The organism is Latilactobacillus sp., assembly GCF_033176295.1.
Taxonomy (GTDB): Bacteria; Bacillota; Bacilli; order Lactobacillales; family Lactobacillaceae; genus Latilactobacillus; species Latilactobacillus sakei.
In genome coordinates, this window is record NZ_JAMQEX010000009.1 from 1 (window position 1) to 22,040 (window position 22,040).

Below are 22,040 nucleotides of genomic sequence, written 5' to 3' on the forward strand. Positions count from 1 at the left end.
GCACTTGAACTAATTAATCAACGACCATTAAAAATACATCATCAACAGACTGCCATTGAAAGATTCCGGGCTTGTTCGGATTAAACTTGTAATTTGCCGACTAAAAATAGGTTGTAATCATCCGGTTGATTCCCGAATTCTTACAACCTATATAATTGGTTAACGTTTCAATTCATATTTGTGCTTTGTCTCATTAATTTTTCGGCTGTCATTCATTTTGATCGCGCCGACGCGCAATGAAGTCATGAACCTTACCGCGACTGGCGTTAACATGCCCATGCAGTGCTTCTTCAATCACAACATTCAAGACAGCCCCCACCATCAGAATCGTTGCGGAATAATTCAGCCACAAGAGTAAGATAATCACCGCGCCGATTGCGCCGTAACTATTCCATGACGTGCCGAAGTAACGAGTATACAATGAGAAGGCTTGTGCAAGAATTAACCAGCCAACCGTTGTCAGTGCTGCCCCTGGCAGAACACTTCGCAATCGCATTTTCACATTCGGAACGAAGAAATAGATGAAAATCAGCAGTAGGAACAAGGCGATCCCCGTCACTGGCCATTTTAAACTACTAAAAATATTAACGTATGTCTTAGGAATGTTAAAGATTGGGACTAATAATTCCAAAACTTGTTGCCCGAATGTAAAAACAACAATTAAACCGACTAATAATAGAAGTAATAATAATGTACTCCCTAAAGAAATCAGGCGTTTTAAAACAAAGTTCTGAACTTTTTCAACACGATACGCGCGGTTAATACTATTTTTTAAGGCATTAATCCCCATGCTCGCTGCCCACAACGTCCCCAAGATCCCGACGGACAATAAGCCATCATTGCGTTTCTTCAATAGGGACTGCAGAACTGGCATAATCTTGTCGAATATCGTGGGCGGCATCGCCGTTTGGACGTAATCCGCCACACTCATTACATCTAACTGGAAGTACGGTAAGATGTTCCCGATAACGATTAATAGTGGGAAGATTGATAATAACGAATAATATGCGATTACCTTCGAATTATCACTAATGCTTGCTTCTGATGAACGCAACATCATTAACTTCACCACAGCAATCAACTTCTGCCGTCTGGATAAGTCCTGTTTTACCACCGGTAACTGGTTTTGATTGTCTACTGTCATATGTCACTCCAAATTCTCTTTTACCCATTAGCCGTTCTACCTGAAAGGCTTATTTTCCCGACTTCTTAAGGCATATTTATCATTTCTATTATACATGAATTAACTATGGGCTAATAGTTTTCTGAAAGCAAAAAAAGAAACCTTCTCATTTTAGAGAAGGTTTCTAAATTTTATAGTAAATATTTAGCATCCATTTCTGGATCTTGTGAGGTTAGAATCTTAGGACCATCTTTGGTAATCGCAATTGTGTGTTCATATTGCGCACATGGTGTGCCATCTGCTGAGACGTAATATTCCCAGTCTTCGCCAGGGACTTCTTTTGACTTGATGTGCCATGTGCCACCTAAGATGACCATTGGTTCAATTGTGATGGTCATCCCTTCTTTAAGGCGCAAGCCCTTGCCCGCTTCACCGTATGAAGGCACGTTTGGTTGTTCGTGCATCGTTGGTTGAATACCATGTCCAATCAATTCACGGACGTCACCGTAGCTGTTTTCAACTTCGGTATATTGTTGGATGGCGTGGCCGATATCACCTAGGCGATTGCCGACAACGGCTTGATCAATGCCTAAGTAAAGTGCTTTGCGAGTATCATCCATTAATTTTTGTAATTCTGGTGCGATTTCACCAACCGCATAAGTCCAGCAAGAATCACTTTCGTAACCGTCTAAGTTAACGGTCATATCGACAGTGACAATATCGCCTTCTTTTAAGATTAGGTTTTTGCGGGGGATTGCATGTGCTACTTCGTCGTTAACACAGACACAAGTGGCATACTTATAGCCTTCAAAGCCTTTTTCAGATGCCTTAGCACCTTGTTTTTCGATATAGTCATTTGCAAATTCTTCAATGACCCAGCTTGAAATACCAGGTTTGATAATATCGCGTAAACCGCGGTGAACACCGGCGATGACAGCACCAGAAGCCGCCATGCCTTTAATTTCTCGTTCAGATTTTAATGTAATCAAAATGAAACCTCCAATAATTGTTACCAATTCACTATTCGTTGAAACGGTAAATCGACAGCGTGACTTGCTGTCTATCTTCAATCTCATATTATACGCTATCTGACTCAAAAGTGTACGGCCGACCGCTTTTTAATTAAGATTAAACGCAACGCCTTTTCTTAGTTCTAGGCATTTGCTATAATCCATATAGCAGAATCTTTATTTTGGTCCGTCAGTTGCGGGCCATCATACCATTGCACACGTGAAAGGATGTTCCTAATAATGGCAACAGCAAAAGTAGTTTACGCAAGTATGACCGGTAATAACGAGGAAATTGCCGATATCGTTGAAGAAGCTCTCGAAAACTTAGACGTCTCGGTTGAAACGTCAGAAATCTCACAAGCAGATCCTTCTGATTTTGAAGACACAGACATCTGCATCGTCTGCAGCTACACTTATGGCGACGACGGTGATTTACCAGACGAAGCCGTTGACTTCTATGAAGATTTAAAAGAAATGGATTTAACCGGTAAGGTTTACGGCGTCTGTGGTTCAGGCGATACCTTCTATGATGAATTCTGCAAAGTAGTCGACGATTTCGCCGGCGTCTTCGAACAAACCGGTGCCACCAAAGGCTCAGACGTGGTTAAAGTTGATCTCGCACCAGAAGCAGAAGACATTGAACACTTAGAAAAATTCGTAGCAGAAATAGTAGCAAAACAGAGTGCTCTCTAAGCTGGTCAGCATCTGAGCACTAGCCTAGGCTGGTGAATAGTCAACTTTGTTGCCTATTTGCTAGACGTAGCTAGGCACAAGATGCTAACTTAGAAAGCACATTTCAAATCAGAGTGCTTTATAAAGCGGTTTGACTCCGAGCATTAGCTTAACTTGGCGAATTAGCGATGCAATCGCTAGTTTGACAAGTGTCGCTAAGCACAGGAGTCAGCTTTATAAAGCACGTTTCAAGTCAGAGTGGTTTATAAACTGGGAGCTTTTGAGCATTAGCTTAATCAGGCGGATTAGCGATGCAATCGCTGATTTGACTGATGTTGCTAAGCGCAGAAAGCTAGTTTATAAAGCACGTTTCAAGTCAGAGTGTTTTGGCTGGCGTTTAGCTTCTGAGTATAGACCCGGTTGCCGAATGAATCATGTAATGGTTCGTTTGGCAATCGTAGCTAAACGGAAGAATTTGCCAGACAAAACACGTTTCCACCAATTCAATATTTCCCCACTGGGTCTAGGGCAATTCCCTTTTGCTTTGGGCCCAGTTTTCTTATTTTAGTTTTACATTCTATTATTAATTTAGGGGCTCTTTTTATGGCTTTTATTAAGCGGCTATTATTTAAATACCGAGATTTATTGACCTACACCGTTTTTGGCTTTCTAGCATCGCTCGTCAATATCTTCACTTACTGGATCTTTCGCCATACCATCATTTGGCCTTACTTGTTAGCAAACACGGTTGCTTGGTTACTGGCGAATTTATTTGGCTTTTTCACCAATAAGTCCTTAGTGTTCCAATCTAAATACACAACTTTCAAGGCGCTCTTTGGCGAAGTGCTCTCTTTTTTCTTCTTCCGCGGCGTTTCTTTTTTCTTAGATAACGGCTTGATGATTGTCGCTATTTCATTTTTAGGTTGGCAAAGCATGACAGCCAAGATTGTCGATCAATTAATCGTCGGTATCGTCAATTACATTACGACAAGCTACACCTTCAAGAAAAGTGAGCGGCAGATGGCCTTACGCGGTCGTATTCTGCGCCATTATCATACTATTTTAAAACGAGGCGATCATGATTAAAACAATTCAAAATCTCATTCATAAATATTGGGAACAATTAATGTATCTAGTCTTCGGGGTATTAACAACCGCCGTCAATATGGTTGTTTTCTACCTTTTAGACCAATATACTGGTATGTATTACTTACTCAGTAATACCATTGCTTGGTTTTTATCAGTTCTATTTGCCTTTTTCACTAATAAAACCTGGGTTTTTCAGTCAAAATACACGACTTTTAGAGATTTTTCACGTGAAATAGCTAGTTTCTTTTTCTTCCGTGGTATATCCTATATAATGGATACTGCGATAATGTTTGTCGGTATTTCAATGCTCCATGGTCCTAACATGGTGGTTAAGATTATCGATCAATTTGTGATTATCCTGGCAAACTACATTTTCAGTAAATGGATTTTCAATAAGTCAACGGAGGCTTAACATGAGCAAAACGATTTCAATTATTGTCCCCTGTTTTAATGAGCAAGAATCAGTCCCACTATTTTATGCAGCAGTTGAAAAAGTTGCGGCTCAATTACCAGATCATGCTATCGAATACTTATTTATTAACGATGGTTCCGCTGATCAAACGCTACCAGCAATGCGGACATTACAAGCACAAGATCCAGAACACGTGCATTACATCTCATTTTCGAGAAACTTCGGTAAAGAAGCGGCGTTATACGCCGGTTTACAAGCTGCAACTGGTGATTACGTCGCCGTAATGGATGTCGATCTCCAAGATCCCCCTGCTTTATTACCTGAAATGATTCAAGGTATCGAAGTTGAGGGTTACGATTGTGTTGGCACTCGCCGGACAACTCGTGCTGGCGAACCACCCGTTCGTTCATTCTTCGCTAAAAAGTTCTATCAAATTATCAATCATATTTCTCAAACTAAAATTGTGGACGGTGCGCGTGATTACCGTTTAATGACCCGTCAAATGGTCGATGCCATTCTTGAAATGACTGAATACAATCGTTTTTCAAAAGGTATCTTCAGTTGGGTTGGTTTCGACACTAAATATCTTGAATATCAAAATCAAGATCGCGTCGCTGGCACAACAAGCTGGTCTTTCTGGGGACTCTTCAAGTACTCACTTGATGGGATTGTCACTTTCTCAGAAACACCGCTAGCAATTGCCTCATTTATCGGTTTCTTCTCGTTTATTATCGCGTCAATCGCGCTAATCTTCATCATTGTCCGTGCGATTATCTTCGGTGATCCAACAAGCGGTTGGCCATCTCTCATCTCAGTTGTTCTAATGATTGGTGGCTTACAACTCCTTTGTTTAGGGATTGTCGGTAAATACATCGGTAAGATTTATCTAGAAGTTAAGAACCGCCCAGTCTACATTGTTAAAGAAAAGAAATAATCAAAAGAGGCGCCACGACAAATTCTGTCGTAGCGCCTCTTTTAGTTTATAACATGTTTTAAAATTCTTCTGGTCGTTCCTTCGTTTGTTCGAAATGATACGCAATTGCGTCTAAAATCCGCTTTGAAGCAAAGCCGTCACCGTATGGGTTTTTAGCTTGCGCCATGGCATCATAAACTTCTTGGTTGTCTAACAACTCAACCATTGCATCGTGTACCATTTCAGGTTGTGTGCCCACTAACTTCAAGGTCCCAGCTTCAACACCTTCTGGACGTTCAGTTGTGTCTCTAAGCACCAAGACTGGTTTACCAAGTGATGGTGCTTCTTCTTGCACACCACCTGAATCAGACATGATGAAGAAACTTCTAGCGGCTAAGTTATGGAAGTCAACCACATCTAGTGGATCAATCAAATGAATCCGTGGATGGTTACCTAATATGCTTTGCGCTGCTTCTTGCACAACTGGGTTAAGATGAACCGGATAGACGATTTCAACGTCATCATGGCTCTCAACCACTTGACGCATGACTTTGAAGACCCGCTTCATTGGTTCGCCTTGGTTTTCACGACGATGCATTGTCACTAGAACCATGCGTTTATCAGCATCCACCACGTTCAAAATATCGTGATCATAGTCGCTTTGCACCGTTTGTTTAAGCGCATCAATCGCAGTATTCCCAGTAATGAAGATATTATCTTCGTTATGGTTTTCTTGTAATAAGTTGGCTTTACTTTGACTTGTTGGTGCAAAATAAAGATCACTTAAAACATCGGTTAATTGACGATTCATTTCTTCTGGGAATGGTGAATACTTGTCCCAAGTTCTAAGGCCTGCTTCAACGTGCCCAATGGCCGTTTGATTATAGAAGGCACTGATACTAGCTGCAAACGTGGTGGTGGTATCACCATGCACTAAGACAATATCAGGTTTTTCAGTGGCAATCACGTGATCGAGATTCATCAAGACGTTACTTGTAATCTCACTCAAGGTTTGACGCTGTTTCATGACATCTAAATCATAATCTGGTTTAATTTTAAAAATTTCAAGCACTTGATCAAGCATCTGACGATGTTGAGCAGTGACAACAGTGACCGCTTCAAACTCTGTATCGCGCTTTTTAAGTTCCAATACGAGTGGCGCCATCTTAATGGCTTCTGGTCGGGTACCAAAAACGGTCATTACTTTAATTTTAGACACAAATAGACCTCCTACTACTTACTATTGCTATCCCTTACTATGCTACACGTTTGGCGCACGATTGACAATTATTATTATCGTTTCTTAACGACTTCTTTAGACCCGTTCCAGTTCAAAACAGCGCATTAGCATCACACCGATTTGCATTGAGGCTGATTCTTCATCAAATTGCACTAGGTGCGCGTTGATTAACGTGGCAAAGCCCGTCATTGTAATCCAAATTTCATTGACTACTTGTTGTTGCTGTTCTTTTGTCAGACGTTGGAGTGGCTGATAATCATGGAGCCGAATATCCGTCACTTGGTTAACAAAAGCGCGTGTTTCAGCAGCACCAAAATGATTATCAATAAATAACGCCCGGTAGAGTTCGGGTTCAACCGTCGCAAAACGAATATAGCCCACACCTAAATTAACAAGTGCGTCGTCATGATGCTGTTCTTCACTGACATACCAAATCAAACGCGCCTTAGCATGTTCTAAGACAGCCTGTTTCAATTCTGACATACTCCCGAATTCAAGATAAATCGGCTGTGTTGAGCAATTCAAAGCGGTTGCTAATTTACGCGCTGTGATTGATTTCAACCCATCCGTCAAAACAATTTCGTATGCTTTATCGAGGATTTGTTCTGCTTTTATTCTTTTTTTACGTGCCATGTTACCAGCACCTCCCACCACATTATTGACTCAAAAACAGATTCTTTAATGCCACTCTACCATAAAATTAAATAACATGAAAACGTTTTTATAGTTGGAGCGAGTTTTTTTAATCATCCTATGCTATGATATTGGTATCAAATAGGCTTTAAGGAGGATTTTTTATGACGACTTTCCAACATAATCTTGAAAAATACGCAGCATTAATCGCTAAAACGGGGATCAACGTCCAAGATGGCGATACCGTTGTCATCCAAATTGCAGTTAGCCAAGCTGAATTTGCTCGCGACATTACGGCAGCTTGTTACGATTTAGGGGCTGCTGAAGTAATTATCAAGTGGCAAGACGATGCCATTGATCGCATCAATATGCAACACAAGGCGCAAGAACGCTTGGTTGACGTGCCAGACTTCCAAAAACAAGAATACGATTACTGGTTAGCAAACAATGCTAAACGGATTTCAGTGATGTCTAGTGACCCCGATAATTTGAAGGGCTTAGATGGCGATCGCGTTGCTGCTGCCCAACTTGCCAATGGCAAAGCAATGCTCAAGGTCCGCCAAGCCACACAAGCCAACAAGAATAGTTGGATCGTTGTAGCAGCTGCTAGTCCTGCCTGGGCGCATAAAGTCTTCCCTGATTTAGAAGCCCAAGAAGCAACTGATAAATTATGGACTGAAATCTTCAAGACAACCCGTGTTGACCAACCAGATCCAATTTTAGCTTGGGAAGAACACGGCAAGAAATTACAAGCTAAAGCAGCCGAATTAAACGCTGCCCAATTCAAAGCCCTTCACTATACTGCCCCTGGCACTGATTTAACAATCGGCTTACCTGAAAACCATATTTGGATTGGTGGTCCTAACCAAAGTAGCGATGGTCGCCCATTCGTTGCCAACATGCCAACTGAAGAAGTCTTCTCAGCAGCTGATGCCAACCATATTGACGGTTATATTTCATCCACTAAACCATTAAGCTATGCTGGTAACACTTTGAATAACATGCAATTCACCTTCGAAAACGGCCGCGTGATTAAAGCCACTGCTGAAGAAGGCAACGATGTTCTTCAAAAACTATTACAAACGGACGAAGGGGTTAAGAGTTTAGGCGAAGTCGCCTTAGTACCAGATCCTTCACCAATCTCACAATCAAAGATCACCTTCTACAATACGTTATTCGACGAAAATGCGTCAAATCATTTGGCTCTAGGCTCAGCTTACGCCTTTTCAATTAAAGGTGGCACTGACATGACACAAGAAGAATTAAAAGCAGCTGGCTTAAATCGTAGCCAAGCACACGTTGATTTCATGGTTGGTTCAAGTGATATGAATATCGATGGTTTAACACATGATGGTCAAATCGTACCAGTCTTCAGAAACGGTGACTGGGCTAACTAATGCTAACTTTTTGGCTTATGCTGTTAGGTATTTCGATTTGCCTAACAACCTTTTTTGTCGGTTTAACCGCTTATTACTATTTTCAAAAACAAACCACTAAGTTATTAGTGGTCATCTCGTTAATTGGGATTATCTGTACAGTCGTCACTTATTACTACTTCCATCAGGCCCTATTAACACCAGCTTTATAATTAAACAAGGATTGGTCCCAAATTCATATTTGGCCCCAATCCTTTTTATTTTCCTTATTAACACCTGTACTTAATAACCATTCGAATCTAACCTAGCAATTGATTTGACACGATTCTTTCGTTGTGAAGGATTTCCCAAAAGTCATTGATAATCTTTCTCAATTAGCTATAATGAAGTTAAATCAGTCAATATTAAGGAGACATCGCTCATGAAAGCTATCACAACCACCAACGCTAAACCCTTAGAACATCACTTTCATCTATCAGAACGACTCAACATCATTCGGGCCGGTGTTCTAGGTGCCAATGACGGCATTATTTCGGTTGCTGGGATTGTGGTCGGTGTTGCTAGCGCGCACCAAAGTCAATACACCCTCTTCTTAGCTGGGATTTCTGGCATGTTAGCGGGCGCCTTTTCGATGGGCGGCGGTGAATACGTCTCGGTCAGCACACAACGTGATACGCAAAAATCAATGATGCGCCTTCAAAAAGAAGCGATTCAAAACGAATACGATGCCGAAGTAGCTAGTCTACAACGAACCTATGAATCAAAGGGCTTACCAACGCCCCTCGCTAACCAAGTTGCGACAGCCTTCATGCAAAAGGATAGTCTTGATATTACGCTCCGCGAAAAATATAACATTGAACTACACCACTATTTTAATCCCTGGCACGCAGCCTTTTCATCCTTCTTCTCGTTCATTTTGGGTTCGCTCTTACCAATCCTCACAATTCTAGCGATTCCTTATCCTTACAAAGTCAGTGGGACCGTGGCGTCAATTGTTGTTGCCTTAATCATTACCGGCTATACAAGTGCCACGTTAGGTCATGCCAACCACTTCAAAGGCGTTTTACGCAACGTCTTAACTGGGGTCTTAACAATGGTCGTCACTTACTTAATCGGCGGTTCGATTGGTTAGCCTTTTCTTTGCTAACCAAATTTGCTATGATAGGTTTAATTTAATCGTTGCCACCGGGCAGTTAATCACTTCTATAGGTCTTAGAAGAAGTGATTGACTGCCTTTTTTTGTGGCGCGACAACATTAGGAGGCTTTATATTATGGCATGGTTCGATTTATTAATCGCAGGATTAGCAGAAGTTTGGTGGGCAACTACCATGAAAATGAGCGGGGGCTTTACCAAGCTCAATTATACGTTATTAACGATTATCGGGATGGTGGTTAGCTTTGGCTTTTTAATTCGCGCCACCAAAGGATTACCGCTCAGCATCGCTTACCCCGTTTGGACTGGGATTGGTGCCGTTGGGGCGATTTTAGTCGGTGTGATTTTATTCAATGAACATCTTAGTTTGTTAACTTGGTTATTCGTGATTTTACTCGTGATTGGGATTATCGGGATTAAAGTGACGAGCGGTCATTAAACAAAAATAAGCTTGCCCACTGTGGGGAAGCTTATTTTTGTGCTTGTGCTAACTGCCAACGTGCAATATTTTGGATGAGCTCAACTGGAAATGCCGCACTATCTTTTTTAAATTGCAGCGTCCCTTTACCCGTTTGATAAGGCGCGACTTCTTTTGCAAAATGAGCCATCGGTTGATTCGTTGGATAGAAACCAACATGGCGCTTGTTAATGCCAAAATAACAAAGTGCCTTAGGTTGGTAGTAGCCAACTAATCCGTAGGCCAATTTAACTTCGGCATCCGGCAACGCCGTACAAATAATCTTGTGCATTGACAGTGCAAGCTCACGATCACGTTCATTTTCTAAACCAGCCAAATATTGTGTCACATTATCCATTTTAGCCCCACCTCTATTTTGCTATCATCTTAACACAAGCCTTCAAAAAAATGCCAATAAAAAAAGCCCAACCGAAGTTGGACTTTTTTGATAAATAATAATTATTTAACAGCTGGTGTACCGAACCATTCGATACGTGATTCAACTGTGTCTTTGATTGCTTTTGTACCAGGTGCAAGAACTTTACGAGGATCAAAGCCTTTTTCAGCTTCGTCTTTGTCTGCAGCGTAGTATGCTTTAACAGCTTTTGACCATGCAATTTGTTGTTCTGTATTAACGTTAACCTTAGCAATACCCATGTCGATTGCTTTAAGGATTTGTTCCTTAGGAATACCTGAACCACCGTGTAATACAAGAGGAATCTTGATTTCAGCAGCTAATTCTTCTAAACGGTCAAAGCTTAAACCTTGCCAGTTTTCAGGGTATACACCGTGAATGTTACCAATACCAACAGCTAAGTAGTCAGGACCAGCAGCTGCTAATTGTTTAGCTTCTTCAACATCAGCTAATTCACCAGCACCAACGATACCGTCTTCTTCGCCACCAATTGAACCAACTTCGGCTTCAACTGAGATACCTTTAGCATGTGCTAAAGCAACGATTTCTTTTGTCTTTGCTAAGTTTTCTTCGAATGGTAAATCATGACCATCGAACATAACTGAGTTGTAACCAACTTCGATACATTCTTTAGCAGCTTCGTAGTTACCGTGATCTAAATGCATGATAACAGGAACAGTGATGTTCATTGACTTGATTGTTTGTTCAACCAAGTTCTTGCATAATTCGTAACCACCCATATATTTAGCAGCACCCATTGATGTTTGGATCAAGATTGGTGTGTTAGTTTCTTGAGCAGCGCCTAAGATAGCACGTGTCCATTCAAGGTTGTTTGTGTTGAAAGCACCAACAGCGTAATGACCTTCACGAGCAGCTTTAAAGATTTCTGTACCATTAACTAATGACATGAAAAAGCCTCCAGATTAATTGCAACTTTTTAGTTGCGATTTTTGAATACGAGTCTATTTTACCATATTTTTGCTGAATATGAATCACCTTTGACAACTTTCTGAAAATGAAAACGAATTCAATCTTTCAACCCAATTTTGACTGGCTTTGTGCTTAATTATCAAATGAAAAAATAAATAACGACAATAATAACACCCCATAGTAATAGTGATATTGGCAGCCCATAAATTAGCCCTTTAAACAATGATTTTCCCTCTTAACGTCCGTATTGACGCAAAAAGAAGAAAATTTTAGCGTCATTAGCGCTAAACTTTCTTCTTCTACTTGTTGTTGCTATTTAATTTAAGATGCCCCCGGCGAGAATCGAACTCGCAACCTATCGCTTAGGAGGCGATTGCTCTATCCAGTTGAGCCACGAGAGCCTATAACTTTCATTATCGCACCTCGTGAATTAACTGTAAAGTTGATTTAGCAATATTCAGTCGACATCTGTCATTTTTTGATGCATCGTTTCAACTCCGAATAAGAGGACGGCTCCGGCTGCCATCAAAATCGCAACCGTGAAGATCGTAAAAATCACTGTGATTGAGACTTTTTGATTGATGAGATAGCCGACTAAAAACGGTCCGACAATCCCACCAATCCGCCCAACTGCTGCGGCTAATCCACTTCCGCTGCCACGAATAATGGCTGGATATTGTTCTGGTGTGTAGGCGTACAACGCGCCCCACGCACCCAAGTTGAAAAAGGATAACAAGGCGCCAGCACTAATTAATAGACCGACTGATTGGGCGGTACCAAAGAAATAGGCACTGATTGCCGTTCCAATTAAGAAACTACCGAGGACCCATTTACGTCCCCACTTTTCAATTAACCAAGCTGCAAAAAAGTAGCCGGGTAGCTGCGCCAAGGTCATGATTAAGACGTAACCAAAACTGTTGACCAAACTAAAACCTTTGAGCACCATGACGCTTGGTAACCAGAGAAACATTCCATAATAAGAAAAGACGACTAAGAACCACACAAACCATAATAAAGCCGTTTTTTGGCGGTAAGCTGGTTGCCACAATTTCGTAACGCGCTGCATAAAGGGCAATGGCTTTTGAATCGTGGCTGGTTCGTGGCTATCCTTGACGTGCTCCCGAAGGACCAACGTGTAAACAGCGGGGAGTGACGTAATCAATAAGACAACGCGCCAACCCCAATTAGGAATCACAAAATATGCCAGTAAACTAGCCGCTAACCAACCGGCCGCCCAGAAACTCTCTAGTAAGACGACTGCCCGCCCACGTGTTGCGTCCGGTGTATTCTCTGAAATTAACGTCGAAGCAACTGGTAACTCGCCACCCAAACCGATACCCACTAATAACCGTAAGGCCATGAAGACGATTAATGATGGGCTAAGCGCCGATAAGCCGTTCCCAATTGAAAAAAGTAATAGCGAGAATAGTAAACTATTCCGCCGCCCAATTTTATCAGCCAAGGCGCCGAAGAAGACAGCACCAATCGCCATCCCGATTGAGCCAACACTGCCAATTAAACCCATTTGACCACTGTTAAGGTGCCATTCTTTAGCGAGGGCCGCGATTACAAACGATAGTAAGCCCACGTCCATCGCATCAAACAGCCAGGCCCCACCAGCTGCCCATAATAGTTTGTGCTGTTCTTTTGTCATCTCAAATCCGCCTCCAAAGTTGATAATAATTGTGTTTATCATACTTCTTAGGTTTACAGGTGTCAAGACACCCTAATTATTAACGTAGAGAATATCAAGTGCTGACAAGGCCGCTTTTATCCGTTCAAAATCCTGTTCAGAAGCGCATTCGATGGTGTGGAGGTGAATCCCACCAGTGAGTGTTGAGAGTAGTTTTTGTTCGGGATATTTTTTAATTTTTTGCATAAATCCTTTGACATCTGTCAAGTTGTTGATGCCTAATTGCCCCGTTATTTCGCCGTAGACTTGATGATCAACTGTAACGTCAATCACTCGCCCGCCGTTTTGAACAATGGCGGTTAATTCAGCGCGCGTCTTGGCTTGTGTATGCTGACACACTAATTGTGCGCGATAACCGGTGATTTGTTGGGTTGTCGTTTGATAATAATAGCCGCTGACCGTCGCAATAATATTGACACCCTGCGCGCGAATGAGCGCAATATCGCCCACGATTGTCTGGCGACTCACGTGATAGGTTTGGGCTAGTTGCTTGGCGCTAATCGGTTGGTCACTGTCTTTAATCGCCGCCAAAATAGCGTCTCTTCTTTGTTGGGTTGTCATTACCACACCTCGTTTTATCTAATACAGCTATTTTAAGCGCAATCGCACAAAAAAGGAAGTGCGTTTGAAACGGGTTGGCTTCGAGCATTAGCACCGCTCGGCGAATAACTGCTGCAAGCAGTTGTTTGACGAGTGACGCTAAGCACAGAAAGCTACTGACAAAAAACGGTAAAACCATCCATATCCGAATATCAAAAAAGACCTAGGACAAAAATCACTTTTGTCCTAGGTCTTCATTTTTTTAATTTAATTGTTGTCCGTTACTTCGAATGACGCGTTGGTACCAATAAAAGCTGTCCTTAGGATAGCGATTGAGTTCCTTTTCGTCGGTTTCATCTCGATCAACATAGACAAAACCGTAGCGCTTCTGATAACCATTCGTCCAACTCAATAAATCCGTGAAACTCCAGGTTGTGTAACCAATGACGGTCACGCCATCTGTAATGGCTTCTTGGATTGCTTGAATGTGAGCCTTTAAAAAGGCAATGCGGTAATCATCGTGCACTTCACCAGCACCATCTAGGCGATCATAAGCACCCAAACCATTTTCGGTAATTAAAACCGGTAAGCTATAACGACTCTCAATGCGCCGTAATGCCATTCTAAGTCCTTCTGGGTCGATATTCCAATCCCAGTCGGTTTGTTGCATATACGGATTGTCAGCCGTCTTGAAAAGCCCTGGCACACCGCTCGCTTGACTCGTTCCTTTTTTACCGGAAGTATTTTGTTTGGTTAACCCAACGCCACCGACCAACGGATTAGCCGTTACGGTTGTCGTTTGGTAATAGTTGAGTCCCATGAAATCAGGCCGGGCTAATGGGTCTTGTAGTAATGCTTGATCTGCTGCCGTGATATCTGGCAGCAGTCCTTCACGCGCCCAATAATTTAGAATTAACTTCGGATAGCGACCCCAAGCATAAACATCCAACCATAAATCGGCATTCAATTGCTCAGCATCATCAGCCGCAATCTGGTTCACTGGATCAGCATCTAGGGCATAGGTTGGACTATAGGCAAAACTAGGACCAATCCCACCTTGATAACCTTTTTCGTGGAACAACTTAATAGCACTCGCATTGGCTAAATTGGCCATATGATTGGCTTGGTAAGTCCGTTTAGCATCCATCACTGCTGGTGGATGTTCTGCGGTTAAATAGCCGTGCGTGATGAAGATATTTTGTTCGTTCAAGGTTACCCAGTGACGCACACGATCGCCAAAACGTTCGAATAATAAGGCTGCATAAGCTGTAAAATCCGGAATAATCTGCCGCGATTCCCAACCACCATATTCCTCTTGCAAGGCTTGGGGTAAGTCCCAATGATAAATTGTAACAATCGGTTCGATCTGATTAGCAATTAATTCATCGATTAAGCGATCATAAAAGGCCAACCCCTCTTCATTCACAGTGCCTCGCCCGTCAGGCAATACCCGTGGCCACGAAATTGAGAAGCGATAGGCTTTCAAGCCAGCGCGGGCTATCAACGCGACATCTTCTCGATAACGATGATAGTGATCAACCGCGACATCCCCATTAGTTTCCTTGAAGGTCTTCCCAGGAATACGAACAAACTGGTCCCAGACAGACTGACCCTTACCCGCTTCTTGATAAGCCCCTTCAATCTGATAGGCCGCCGAAGCTGAACCCCATAGAAAATCTTGTGGGAATGGTGCTAATTGTTGATATTCCATAATCAAACTCTCTCCTTATCCCGCTAGATATGACTTTTCAATTTGCTTCAACATTTTTTTGAAGCCCCGTTTTCTCATAAAGCCTAAAACGGCACCCATCAATAAATCATTTGTTTGTTGTAATTTACTGTTTGCCTTGGCTTGTTCCCGGTAAATCACTTGGATTGCTTGGGGGCCATTGGCAAAAATATCATAACTCGAGTCCCTCGTGATGAGGTTGTTTCGTAGTGATAGCTCTGATCCTTGATCAATTGAGTGACCTTCAGCATTGCTTTACCACGATTACCAAACGATTTTTGATACGAATAATTAGCAAGTTGCGCTTCGGTAATTTTTTCGCCGGTTTGTTGTTTGATATCAAATAAAACAGACGTCATAATCTTCTGATAGAAATCACTCGCAGGCATACTCAAATTTTGTTTAATTTCCATAACGCAATCACGCTCTTTCTCTAACTTTAGTACGTTTCAACAGGTAAACCAGCCATCTTACGATAGACATCAACAACTTCGCCGGCAAGGTCTCTGAACGTAATAGCGTTCATTAAATGATCTTGAGAATGAACGGTTAGTAAAGTGACATCAATATGGTCGCCACTGGCTTCCTTAGTTAACATCCCTGTTTGGACATTGTGTGCTTCTGATAATGCAGCGTCTGATTCTTGTAATTTAGCAGCAGCTTGGTCAAAGTCACCCTTCTTAGCGGCCTGAATTGCTTCCATTGCACTACTTTTGGCGTTCCCACCATTAATAATCAATCCCATGATTGTTTCTAAGTTTTGTTCATCTGCCATTGTCGGCACCTCCTAAAATTTAGCTCGTCACTGACTTTCGGGCTTGCCCTTCGTGGTACCAAGGCCATTAGGGATAACTTAAGTCTAACGTGGTCTTGTCCAATTTAGATAAAAGGCTTACAAATTAAAAGTCAATTTCCAGCGAGCCCGTTCGCTCAAGTGTCCGTCAAACGAAATAAAACCCTTACTTATATTGTAAACGCTTAACTAGAATTGTCAATTAATAGCTTGCCCACTCTCTCACAATTGCGACCAAATAAAAAAGAAACCTTAACTAAATTAAGGTTTCTTTTCCGTTTGGGCTAGACCGTTAAATCTTTATTTTTCTTGTGGTAGCCCTTATTCTTTTGATCGCGTTTACGATTTTTCTTACGTTTTGGTTTCAAAGGTTCAGCCGGTTGGCGTGTTGGCAATGGTTTCTTAGCCACTTTTGCCTTGCTTCGTTCACCCATTGGTCTGTCATCAGCGACTGGGGTTTTCGTTGGTTGTGGCGTTGGGGTGGTAGCAGTTTTTTGAACCGGTGCGGCTTCCTTCACAACTGCTGGTTTGGTTTCTTCCAAATGATCGCCGACCAAATAACGAGTTACTAAATCATATTCTGGTGCCAACAATTTCCGCAAGTTACGGCCATCATGTTGGTTCCCCAACGTTAATACCGTTCCTTCGCGACCCATCCGACCAGTCCGACCAGCCCGATGAATATAGGTAATTTTAGCATTGGGCACGTCAAAGTTAATCACGTATGGTAAGTCAGTAATATCTAAGCCCCGCCCAGCAACATCTGTCGCTAAAAGCAGTTGAATCTTACCTTCACGGAAGTCTTTTAACGCCTTTTGCCGTTCTGTTTGGCGTCCTTGGCCGGATAAAGCAGCATATGTTACCTTTTGGTGTTTCAAGGTTTGAGCTGCTTGTAGTAATTGGGCAGATTGGTTGAAAATTACCAAGCCTCTAAAATTCTTTTGGTGCGCTAAATGCCGTAAGACATTCACTTTTTGCGCGTTACCAGTTGGAATGAAGGCGTGTAATACGTCCCCACCAGTTTTGTCGATTGACCGCACATCAATTGTTTCGATTGGGACCCCAAACCAAGTTTCTAAATCGGTTAATGTGTCCGTTGAAGTTGCTGAGAAGAAGCCCAATTGCACATCAGCTGGTGATTCTTGCACAATGTGGCGGGTTTCTGATAAGCCACTGTCCGTTAATAATTCATCCGCTTCATCCATGATAATGGCTTGTAGCGTATGGAATTTTATCTTGCGTTGTTCGCTGAGTTCCAATAAACGGCCAGTGGTTGCAACGATAATTTCTGGTTTCGTCTTTAATCGTTCAATTTGGCGCTTAACATTAGCTTTCCCAGTAATCGCTTGGACGTTACAGTCAATCGCCTTGGCATAAGGTTGAATGACATCTCGTGTTTGAATGACGAGTTCTTGTGAAGGGGCCAAGATTAAGACTTGGAGACCTTCACCGGGCATAATCTTTTCTAATAAGGGGAGCGAAAATGCAAGTGTCTTCCCTGAACCGGTTGGGGCTAAGCCTAAAATTGATTTATCCTGTTTTAAAGGTTGGTAAACTGCTTCTTGAATTGGGGAAAGGTCCTTAAACCCTTGTTCATCCCATAGTGCTTGAAATAATGGTGAAACGCTCATGTATTGCCTCCGTTAATGTTGATCTGCATCAAACTGGATCCCGGCCGGTTGTCTTAATTGATATAAAACGGCATTGACCGATTGACTTAGTTGTAATAATTCATGATACCGTTTTGTGTCGTGATTAGCAATAATCGTTGCAAAAGTTGCCGCTTCAGCCATCATCGGATTAGCAAGTGATTGTTCGCCGAGAGATGTTATTTTTTGACCACCATCTTCGTATAAATCGACTTGACCAATTGTGCCCGCATTATCTAAGACAATTGTGCTTTGGCCGCCATAAATTTCTGATGTTAAATATGAATCCACTGTCTTACCAAAGATTAAAGTCACATCGTAATCTGGGTAATGAAGGGTTGCGACCCCTTTACCATCCACCTTAGTTGGTAGCATTTCAGCTTGGTAATCAACCGTAATGGGTTGGCCAAACCAGCTGAGTGCATCGTAAACAACATAAACGCCTAAATCTTGTAAGGCCCCACCTGAAAAATGAGGTGAGAAAATATTAGGTTCTTCACCTGCTAAAACGGCATCATAGCGAGATGAGTATTTCATATACGACAAAGTTGCCCCGTTGATACTTGGCAATTTGGCAATCGCGTCTTGCACAATTTTGAAATTAGCTTCATGAATTTGGCGGGCGGCCTCAAATAAGAACTGATCGGGATGATCCGCTAATAAGGCAATCATATCTGCCATTTCATCCGGATTACTGAAAGCCGGCTTTTCGACAATCACATTTTTACCGGCTTCAATTGCTTGTTTGGCTTGTTTAAAATGTAAACTGTTGGGGGATGCAATATAAACGGTTTCAAAATCCCGGCTTCCAAAAAAGCCAGTGAGGGTTGTATACGTATTTGCTTCAGGGGCAGTATAGTCTGTTTTAAATTGCTCTGCCTTTTCTTCAGTTCTTGAATAAACCGCTGTCAATTCGAACGCTTCTGCCTCACGTGCAGCATTCACAAATTGTCCTGTAATCCAGTTTGTACCAATAATGCCTAATTTTTGCATGTCAGTCAACTCCTTCAATTAATAGTTTTAGTATACGGGTTTTCGTTAGAAAAACCTATTAAAATCAACTACTAGTTAGTGGCCTCAATTAAGCATTTTAATAAATAATCGCGTTCTTTAATAATTCTTAATAAAATCCGCCTTAAGACCGATAATTAATTGCACGCAAGGCACGTAATTCGTGCTAAAATAGAGAGTAATTGAGGTGTGACTATGCGAATTTTTGAATTTAAAAAACCACGAGAATTATTTGATCAAACGATTCATCAATATCAACAAAAGGCCCGGTCCACTCAAGCCAGTAAAACAGCAACTTTTTACGCGGGTCATTGGACTTTCGATGATGAAAAAACGCATAAACGACATACGCTTGAAATCACGCCAAACTTACTCATCCAGATTGATCACAAACCACTAACTGGCAAAGTAATTTTATTAAGTGAAACCGAGCTTATTTTTCTCGACCATTTTGGTTACCAACTCAAAATTACATGTGAAAACCACCAACCGGTTTCAATCTACGACGAAGCAGAAGACACGGAATACCCAATCAAATAAAGAGTGCTCTTTTCAACCGTTTTGATTCTGAGCATTAACTGAGCGTGCTGAATGACCGATGAAATCGGTCGTTTAGTACGCGTGGTTAAGCACAAGAGGCAGTGAATAAAAGCCAATCCATACATAAAGAAGCCGCCCAAAATAATTTGGGCGACTTCTTTTTTTACCTATTTAATTGTTTAGCCAATGCCTTTTCGGCTGCTTTTGGTAAATCAGCTTTGTCTACCTTTTGCCATGACATCACACCTTTGCGATCGTTAACCTTTAATTCAAGGTAGGCTTGTTTTTGTAAGCGTGAACTTTTAGCACTATTAAAGCTCACCTTTTTTTGATGGCCAGCCTGATCGTATGCGGGCAGGTCGTATTGGTAAGAAACATATGATTTACCTTCTGTGTCCTTATCGACCTGCTTCGTGCCGTCAGTTGTAATTTGTGTGTAATAGGTTTCACCACCGTAATAATATTCCTTAATTCCCCAGCTGCCGCCAATAAAGAAAATCACGATGATGATTAATAATAACCAGCCTTTGCGTTTAAACATATTTAGGCTCCATTTCTATTTAAGTTTTTGCCATTCTTGCGGCGTACCGGTGAAAACCGCCAATTGATATTCTGAGTCGTCTCGGCCACCAGGTATTTTGCTGGCAGTGGTATACTGCCAAAAACCGTTCTTAGTGCCAACTGTTGGCCGTTGTTGCGTTGTTTGCCACAGTGGATAAGTGCCCTTGGTTGGGACATAGCGCTTCAATAATGCCGGCGCACCACCGATGATACAATCTTGGTGATAATACTGATTAACGAGCGTCACAAACCGGGCAATTGCCCGTTGCGTCTTGGCTTTTGCCGGTGGTTTTTGTGCGTAATCATTGTAATAGGAAAGATAAACCATAATTGGTAGATGTCCGGTATCTTGCCCGACTGATTTGATAAATTGTTGCGCCTGGTCTTCAGGTGAGCTATCAAAACTAAAAAAGTGATAAACCCCCACTGACATACCCGAGCCCTCTGCCCGACTGTAATTACTATCGAAATTATCATCCTTATAGGAAGCCCCTTCGGTCGCTTTTAGATAAACGAATTTTAGGCTTTCTTTTTTCAAAATCTGATAATCTTGGTAGCCATCTTCTTGGCTAATTTGAGCCCCTAAGACGGGATATTGTTGCTCGTTAGGCCGGTCGGTTCGATTCTGGAGCCACCACCAAATACCGGTGATCACTGCAATCGCTAAGAGGCTTAGTAAAACTATTCGGCGCCAGTAGCGCTTTTGAAAACTATCTTGAAAAATCGGCGTCATTCGACGTTTCATCGTTTCACCCCAACTTAAGCTTAATACGCTTAGTTTACTATTTTCATTAACTGCAAACAAGCGACCTAACAATTTTGTTCGTCGTTGTCACTTTTGTTTGCCTTTTCACTTGAATGGTCTACAATATGTTCAAAGGAGGCGGATTATGCTAGATGAGCGTTTACTGGGGTTAACATTCCAGCTGCCCGATGCACAATCGGCGGGCGTGATTTCTTTTTTCGGCGTCTTATATCATTACCGTGTTGCGGGACCAGCGGAAACTGGTCTACTGGTTGTCGTCACTGATGTATCACCATTATACTTAACAGTTACGGCCCAACACAATGTTTTAGAATACTAGTTTTACTTTGGAGAGGAAGTTTTTAGTATGGGTATTTTTCTAACGATTTTATTAATTGTCATTTTAGTTTTAATTGCCATCACTTTATTCTCATCTTTTGCCTTGATCCATACTGGTGAAGTGGGCATTTTAGAACGACTTGGGGTTTACGTGAAGACCTTGGAACCTGGTTTCCACCTTGTCTTCCCATTTTTATACCACATCACTGAAGTAGTTAACATGAAACAAATTCCGTTAAAAGTAGCGGAACAAGAAGTTATCACTAAGGATAACGTTGTGGTCATGATTTCAGAAACACTTAAATACCACATCACAGATGTTAATTCATATGTTTACAAGAATAAGGATTCTGTTTTGAGTATGGTACAAGATACTCGGGCCCAACTGCGTGGGATTATCGGGAATATGGATTTAAACGATGTTTTAAACGGGACAGAACAAATTAATCACACCCTTTTTGAACAATTGAGTGCTGTGACCGCCGGCTACGGTTTAAATGTTGATCGGGTCAATATCGATTCCATTCAAGTCGCACATGATATTCAAGAATCAATGAACAAATTACTCCGTGCTTCTCGTGAAAAAGAAGCCAATATTATGGAAGCTGAAGGGCTCAAAGCCGCTGCCATCCGTAAGGCTGAAGGGGTTAAGGAAGCCAATATTCTAGAAGCCGAAGCTAACAAGCAAACCCAAATCTTGGAAGCTGAAGGGAAAGCGCAAAGTCAAAGAACCGTCGCTGAAGCGGTTAAGGATCAAATTAACTTAATCAACTCTAGTTTGGTGAATAACGGCGAACTTTACTTGCAATTCAAGAACATCGAAGCAATGGAACACGTTGCCGATGGCCAAAATAACACCATCGTGCTCCCTAACAAAGCAATTGACAGCTTAGGTAGCCTCCCAGCAGTTGGCGAATTATTAGCAAATAAAGACAAGCATCTATAACATACAAAAGAAGCGGCGGACAATATATTTGTCCGCCGCTTCTTTTTGGTATCCGAATAATTATCGTTTT

Annotated in this window: 25 protein-coding genes, 1 tRNA gene and 1 pseudogene; 11 read left to right on the forward strand and 16 right to left on the reverse strand. The window is 41.8% G+C overall.

Going from position 1 to position 22,040, the window contains the following annotated elements; translation table 11 throughout:
* Positions 1–208: 208 nt before the first annotated feature.
* Both NDN60_RS05645 and map read right to left on the reverse strand, forming a co-directional pair.
* A complete protein-coding gene (locus tag NDN60_RS05645) occupies positions 209–1,144 on the reverse strand; it encodes a YihY/virulence factor BrkB family protein (protein ID WP_099947732.1) in 936 nt (311 codons plus the stop codon).
* A 170-nt stretch (positions 1,145–1,314) separates the two neighbouring features.
* Positions 1,315–2,112, reverse strand: a complete 798-nt coding sequence (map, locus tag NDN60_RS05650) for a type I methionyl aminopeptidase (RefSeq protein WP_099947733.1) — start codon at positions 2,110–2,112, stop codon at positions 1,315–1,317.
* A 261-nt stretch (positions 2,113–2,373) separates the two neighbouring features.
* On the opposite strand from map, the gene NDN60_RS05655 reads away from it, so the two are divergent.
* The 4 genes from NDN60_RS05655 (at position 2,374) to NDN60_RS05670 (ending at position 5,240) form a co-directional block, all read left to right on the forward strand.
* Positions 2,374–2,826, forward strand: coding sequence for a flavodoxin (locus NDN60_RS05655; RefSeq protein ID WP_011375211.1), 453 nt, complete (start codon positions 2,374–2,376; stop codon positions 2,824–2,826).
* A 582-nt stretch (positions 2,827–3,408) separates the two neighbouring features.
* Positions 3,409–3,891 carry a GtrA family protein gene (locus NDN60_RS05660; protein WP_099947734.1) on the forward strand — a complete coding sequence of 161 codons (483 nt, stop codon included), beginning with the start codon at positions 3,409–3,411 and terminating at the stop codon, positions 3,889–3,891.
* Positions 3,884–4,306 carry a GtrA family protein gene (locus tag NDN60_RS05665; protein ID WP_056948027.1) on the forward strand — a complete coding sequence of 141 codons (423 nt, stop codon included), beginning with the start codon at positions 3,884–3,886 and terminating at the stop codon, positions 4,304–4,306. The genes NDN60_RS05660 and NDN60_RS05665 overlap by 8 nt, the downstream gene beginning before the upstream one ends.
* A 1-nt stretch (position 4,307) precedes the next feature.
* Positions 4,308–5,240 carry a glycosyltransferase family 2 protein gene (locus NDN60_RS05670; RefSeq protein ID WP_016265548.1) on the forward strand — a complete coding sequence of 311 codons (933 nt, stop codon included), beginning with the start codon at positions 4,308–4,310 and terminating at the stop codon, positions 5,238–5,240.
* Positions 5,241–5,298: 58 nt separating this feature from the next.
* Here the strand turns inward: NDN60_RS05670 and wecB are convergent, their stop codons facing one another.
* The gene (wecB, locus tag NDN60_RS05675) at positions 5,299–6,438 is read right to left on the reverse strand and encodes a non-hydrolyzing UDP-N-acetylglucosamine 2-epimerase (protein WP_011375215.1); all 1,140 of its coding nucleotides are present in this window, start codon (positions 6,436–6,438) and stop codon (positions 5,299–5,301) included.
* A 96-nt stretch (positions 6,439–6,534) separates the two neighbouring features.
* The gene (locus NDN60_RS05680; RefSeq protein ID WP_025016246.1) at positions 6,535–7,092 is read right to left on the reverse strand and encodes a TetR/AcrR family transcriptional regulator; all 558 of its coding nucleotides are present in this window, start codon (positions 7,090–7,092) and stop codon (positions 6,535–6,537) included.
* A 164-nt stretch (positions 7,093–7,256) separates the two neighbouring features.
* On the opposite strand from NDN60_RS05680, the gene NDN60_RS05685 reads away from it, so the two are divergent.
* The 4 genes from NDN60_RS05685 (at position 7,257) to NDN60_RS05700 (ending at position 10,061) form a co-directional block, all read left to right on the forward strand.
* Positions 7,257–8,489: an aminopeptidase gene (locus tag NDN60_RS05685; RefSeq protein ID WP_011375217.1), complete on the forward strand. Its 1,233-nt coding sequence runs from the start codon at positions 7,257–7,259 to the stop codon at positions 8,487–8,489.
* Entirely contained in the window at positions 8,489–8,680 is a 192-nt protein-coding gene (locus NDN60_RS05690; protein WP_052006211.1) for a hypothetical protein, read from the forward strand. The genes NDN60_RS05685 and NDN60_RS05690 overlap by 1 nt, the downstream gene beginning before the upstream one ends.
* A 209-nt stretch (positions 8,681–8,889) precedes the next feature.
* Positions 8,890–9,600 carry a VIT1/CCC1 transporter family protein gene (locus tag NDN60_RS05695; protein WP_056948023.1) on the forward strand — a complete coding sequence of 237 codons (711 nt, stop codon included), beginning with the start codon at positions 8,890–8,892 and terminating at the stop codon, positions 9,598–9,600.
* 140 nt (positions 9,601–9,740) lie between these two features.
* Positions 9,741–10,061, forward strand: coding sequence for a DMT family transporter (locus tag NDN60_RS05700; RefSeq protein ID WP_076638985.1), 321 nt, complete (start codon positions 9,741–9,743; stop codon positions 10,059–10,061).
* Between the two features lie 31 nt (positions 10,062–10,092).
* On the opposite strand, the gene NDN60_RS05705 is transcribed toward NDN60_RS05700, so the two are convergent.
* The 10 genes and pseudogenes from NDN60_RS05705 to NDN60_RS05755 all read right to left on the reverse strand — a co-directional run bounded on the left by NDN60_RS05705 (position 10,093) and on the right by NDN60_RS05755 (position 18,821).
* The gene (locus tag NDN60_RS05705) at positions 10,093–10,437 is read right to left on the reverse strand and encodes an iron chaperone (protein WP_011375221.1); all 345 of its coding nucleotides are present in this window, start codon (positions 10,435–10,437) and stop codon (positions 10,093–10,095) included.
* A 101-nt stretch (positions 10,438–10,538) separates the two neighbouring features.
* On the reverse strand, positions 10,539–11,402 hold the full coding sequence (gene fba / locus NDN60_RS05710; protein ID WP_011375222.1) for a class II fructose-1,6-bisphosphate aldolase: 864 nt from the start codon (positions 11,400–11,402) through the stop codon (positions 10,539–10,541).
* A 349-nt stretch (positions 11,403–11,751) separates the two neighbouring features.
* Positions 11,752–11,825, reverse strand: a tRNA-Arg gene (locus NDN60_RS05715).
* Between the two features lie 56 nt (positions 11,826–11,881).
* Complete coding sequence (locus NDN60_RS05720; protein ID WP_094365830.1) at positions 11,882–13,078, reverse strand: MFS transporter; 1,197 nt, start codon at positions 13,076–13,078, stop codon at positions 11,882–11,884.
* A gap of 72 nt (positions 13,079–13,150) precedes the next feature.
* Positions 13,151–13,678 carry a transcription repressor NadR gene (locus NDN60_RS05725; RefSeq protein ID WP_076645485.1) on the reverse strand — a complete coding sequence of 176 codons (528 nt, stop codon included), beginning with the start codon at positions 13,676–13,678 and terminating at the stop codon, positions 13,151–13,153.
* 241 nt (positions 13,679–13,919) lie between these two features.
* Entirely contained in the window at positions 13,920–15,368 is a 1,449-nt protein-coding gene (locus NDN60_RS05730; protein WP_099947735.1) for a glycoside hydrolase family 1 protein, read from the reverse strand.
* Between the two features lie 15 nt (positions 15,369–15,383).
* A pseudogene (locus NDN60_RS05740) lies at positions 15,384–15,799 on the reverse strand (DUF3284 domain-containing protein).
* A 26-nt stretch (positions 15,800–15,825) separates the two neighbouring features.
* The gene (locus NDN60_RS05745) at positions 15,826–16,161 is read right to left on the reverse strand and encodes a PTS lactose/cellobiose transporter subunit IIA (protein WP_016265558.1); all 336 of its coding nucleotides are present in this window, start codon (positions 16,159–16,161) and stop codon (positions 15,826–15,828) included.
* A 302-nt stretch (positions 16,162–16,463) separates the two neighbouring features.
* Entirely contained in the window at positions 16,464–17,810 is a 1,347-nt protein-coding gene (locus NDN60_RS05750) for a DEAD/DEAH box helicase (protein ID WP_011375229.1), read from the reverse strand.
* 12 nt (positions 17,811–17,822) lie between these two features.
* Positions 17,823–18,821: a Gfo/Idh/MocA family protein gene (locus NDN60_RS05755; RefSeq protein ID WP_099947736.1), complete on the reverse strand. Its 999-nt coding sequence runs from the start codon at positions 18,819–18,821 to the stop codon at positions 17,823–17,825.
* Positions 18,822–19,034: 213 nt separating this feature from the next.
* Between NDN60_RS05755 and NDN60_RS05760 the strand changes: the two genes are divergently transcribed.
* Positions 19,035–19,379, forward strand: a complete 345-nt coding sequence (locus NDN60_RS05760) for a DUF4828 domain-containing protein (RefSeq protein WP_011375231.1) — start codon at positions 19,035–19,037, stop codon at positions 19,377–19,379.
* A 163-nt stretch (positions 19,380–19,542) separates the two neighbouring features.
* Here NDN60_RS05760 and NDN60_RS05765 read toward each other — a convergent pair whose 3' ends face one another.
* Both NDN60_RS05765 and NDN60_RS05770 read right to left on the reverse strand, forming a co-directional pair.
* A complete protein-coding gene (locus NDN60_RS05765) occupies positions 19,543–19,920 on the reverse strand; it encodes a YxeA family protein (protein WP_011375232.1) in 378 nt (125 codons plus the stop codon).
* A gap of 15 nt (positions 19,921–19,935) precedes the next feature.
* Positions 19,936–20,685 carry a GH25 family lysozyme gene (locus NDN60_RS05770; protein WP_076647966.1) on the reverse strand — a complete coding sequence of 250 codons (750 nt, stop codon included), beginning with the start codon at positions 20,683–20,685 and terminating at the stop codon, positions 19,936–19,938.
* A gap of 145 nt (positions 20,686–20,830) precedes the next feature.
* Between NDN60_RS05770 and NDN60_RS05775 the strand changes: the two genes are divergently transcribed.
* A complete protein-coding gene (locus tag NDN60_RS05775; protein WP_025016257.1) occupies positions 20,831–21,025 on the forward strand; it encodes a hypothetical protein in 195 nt (64 codons plus the stop codon).
* 27 nt (positions 21,026–21,052) lie between these two features.
* A complete protein-coding gene (locus NDN60_RS05780; RefSeq protein WP_011375235.1) occupies positions 21,053–21,970 on the forward strand; it encodes an SPFH domain-containing protein in 918 nt (305 codons plus the stop codon).
* Positions 21,971–22,040: the final 70 nt, after the last annotated feature.

Coding starts and splice junctions, on each gene's coding strand:
- NDN60_RS05750 (WP_011375229.1), bottom strand. CDS start 17,810: ATGAGCGTTTCACCATTATTTCAAGCACTATGGGATGAACAAGGGTTT.
- NDN60_RS05690 (WP_052006211.1), top strand. CDS start 8,489: ATGCTAACTTTTTGGCTTATGCTGTTAGGTATTTCGATTTGCCTAACA.
- NDN60_RS05645 (WP_099947732.1), bottom strand. CDS start 1,144: ATGACAGTAGACAATCAAAACCAGTTACCGGTGGTAAAACAGGACTTA.
- NDN60_RS05670 (WP_016265548.1), top strand. CDS start 4,308: ATGAGCAAAACGATTTCAATTATTGTCCCCTGTTTTAATGAGCAAGAA.
- NDN60_RS05660 (WP_099947734.1), top strand. CDS start 3,409: ATGGCTTTTATTAAGCGGCTATTATTTAAATACCGAGATTTATTGACC.
- NDN60_RS05700 (WP_076638985.1), top strand. CDS start 9,741: ATGGCATGGTTCGATTTATTAATCGCAGGATTAGCAGAAGTTTGGTGG.
- NDN60_RS05755 (WP_099947736.1), bottom strand. CDS start 18,821: ATGCAAAAATTAGGCATTATTGGTACAAACTGGATTACAGGACAATTT.
- NDN60_RS05685 (WP_011375217.1), top strand. CDS start 7,257: ATGACGACTTTCCAACATAATCTTGAAAAATACGCAGCATTAATCGCT.
- NDN60_RS05680 (WP_025016246.1), bottom strand. CDS start 7,092: ATGGCACGTAAAAAAAGAATAAAAGCAGAACAAATCCTCGATAAAGCA.
- NDN60_RS05725 (WP_076645485.1), bottom strand. CDS start 13,678: ATGACAACCCAACAAAGAAGAGACGCTATTTTGGCGGCGATTAAAGAC.
- NDN60_RS05760 (WP_011375231.1), top strand. CDS start 19,035: ATGCGAATTTTTGAATTTAAAAAACCACGAGAATTATTTGATCAAACG.
- NDN60_RS05765 (WP_011375232.1), bottom strand. CDS start 19,920: ATGTTTAAACGCAAAGGCTGGTTATTATTAATCATCATCGTGATTTTC.
- fba (WP_011375222.1), bottom strand. CDS start 11,402: ATGTCATTAGTTAATGGTACAGAAATCTTTAAAGCTGCTCGTGAAGGT.
- NDN60_RS05655 (WP_011375211.1), top strand. CDS start 2,374: ATGGCAACAGCAAAAGTAGTTTACGCAAGTATGACCGGTAATAACGAG.
- NDN60_RS05780 (WP_011375235.1), top strand. CDS start 21,053: ATGGGTATTTTTCTAACGATTTTATTAATTGTCATTTTAGTTTTAATT.
- NDN60_RS05775 (WP_025016257.1), top strand. CDS start 20,831: ATGCTAGATGAGCGTTTACTGGGGTTAACATTCCAGCTGCCCGATGCA.
- NDN60_RS05745 (WP_016265558.1), bottom strand. CDS start 16,161: ATGGCAGATGAACAAAACTTAGAAACAATCATGGGATTGATTATTAAT.
- NDN60_RS05695 (WP_056948023.1), top strand. CDS start 8,890: ATGAAAGCTATCACAACCACCAACGCTAAACCCTTAGAACATCACTTT.
- NDN60_RS05770 (WP_076647966.1), bottom strand. CDS start 20,685: ATGAAACGTCGAATGACGCCGATTTTTCAAGATAGTTTTCAAAAGCGC.
- NDN60_RS05665 (WP_056948027.1), top strand. CDS start 3,884: ATGATTAAAACAATTCAAAATCTCATTCATAAATATTGGGAACAATTA.
- NDN60_RS05730 (WP_099947735.1), bottom strand. CDS start 15,368: ATGGAATATCAACAATTAGCACCATTCCCACAAGATTTTCTATGGGGT.
- NDN60_RS05705 (WP_011375221.1), bottom strand. CDS start 10,437: ATGGATAATGTGACACAATATTTGGCTGGTTTAGAAAATGAACGTGAT.
- NDN60_RS05720 (WP_094365830.1), bottom strand. CDS start 13,078: ATGACAAAAGAACAGCACAAACTATTATGGGCAGCTGGTGGGGCCTGG.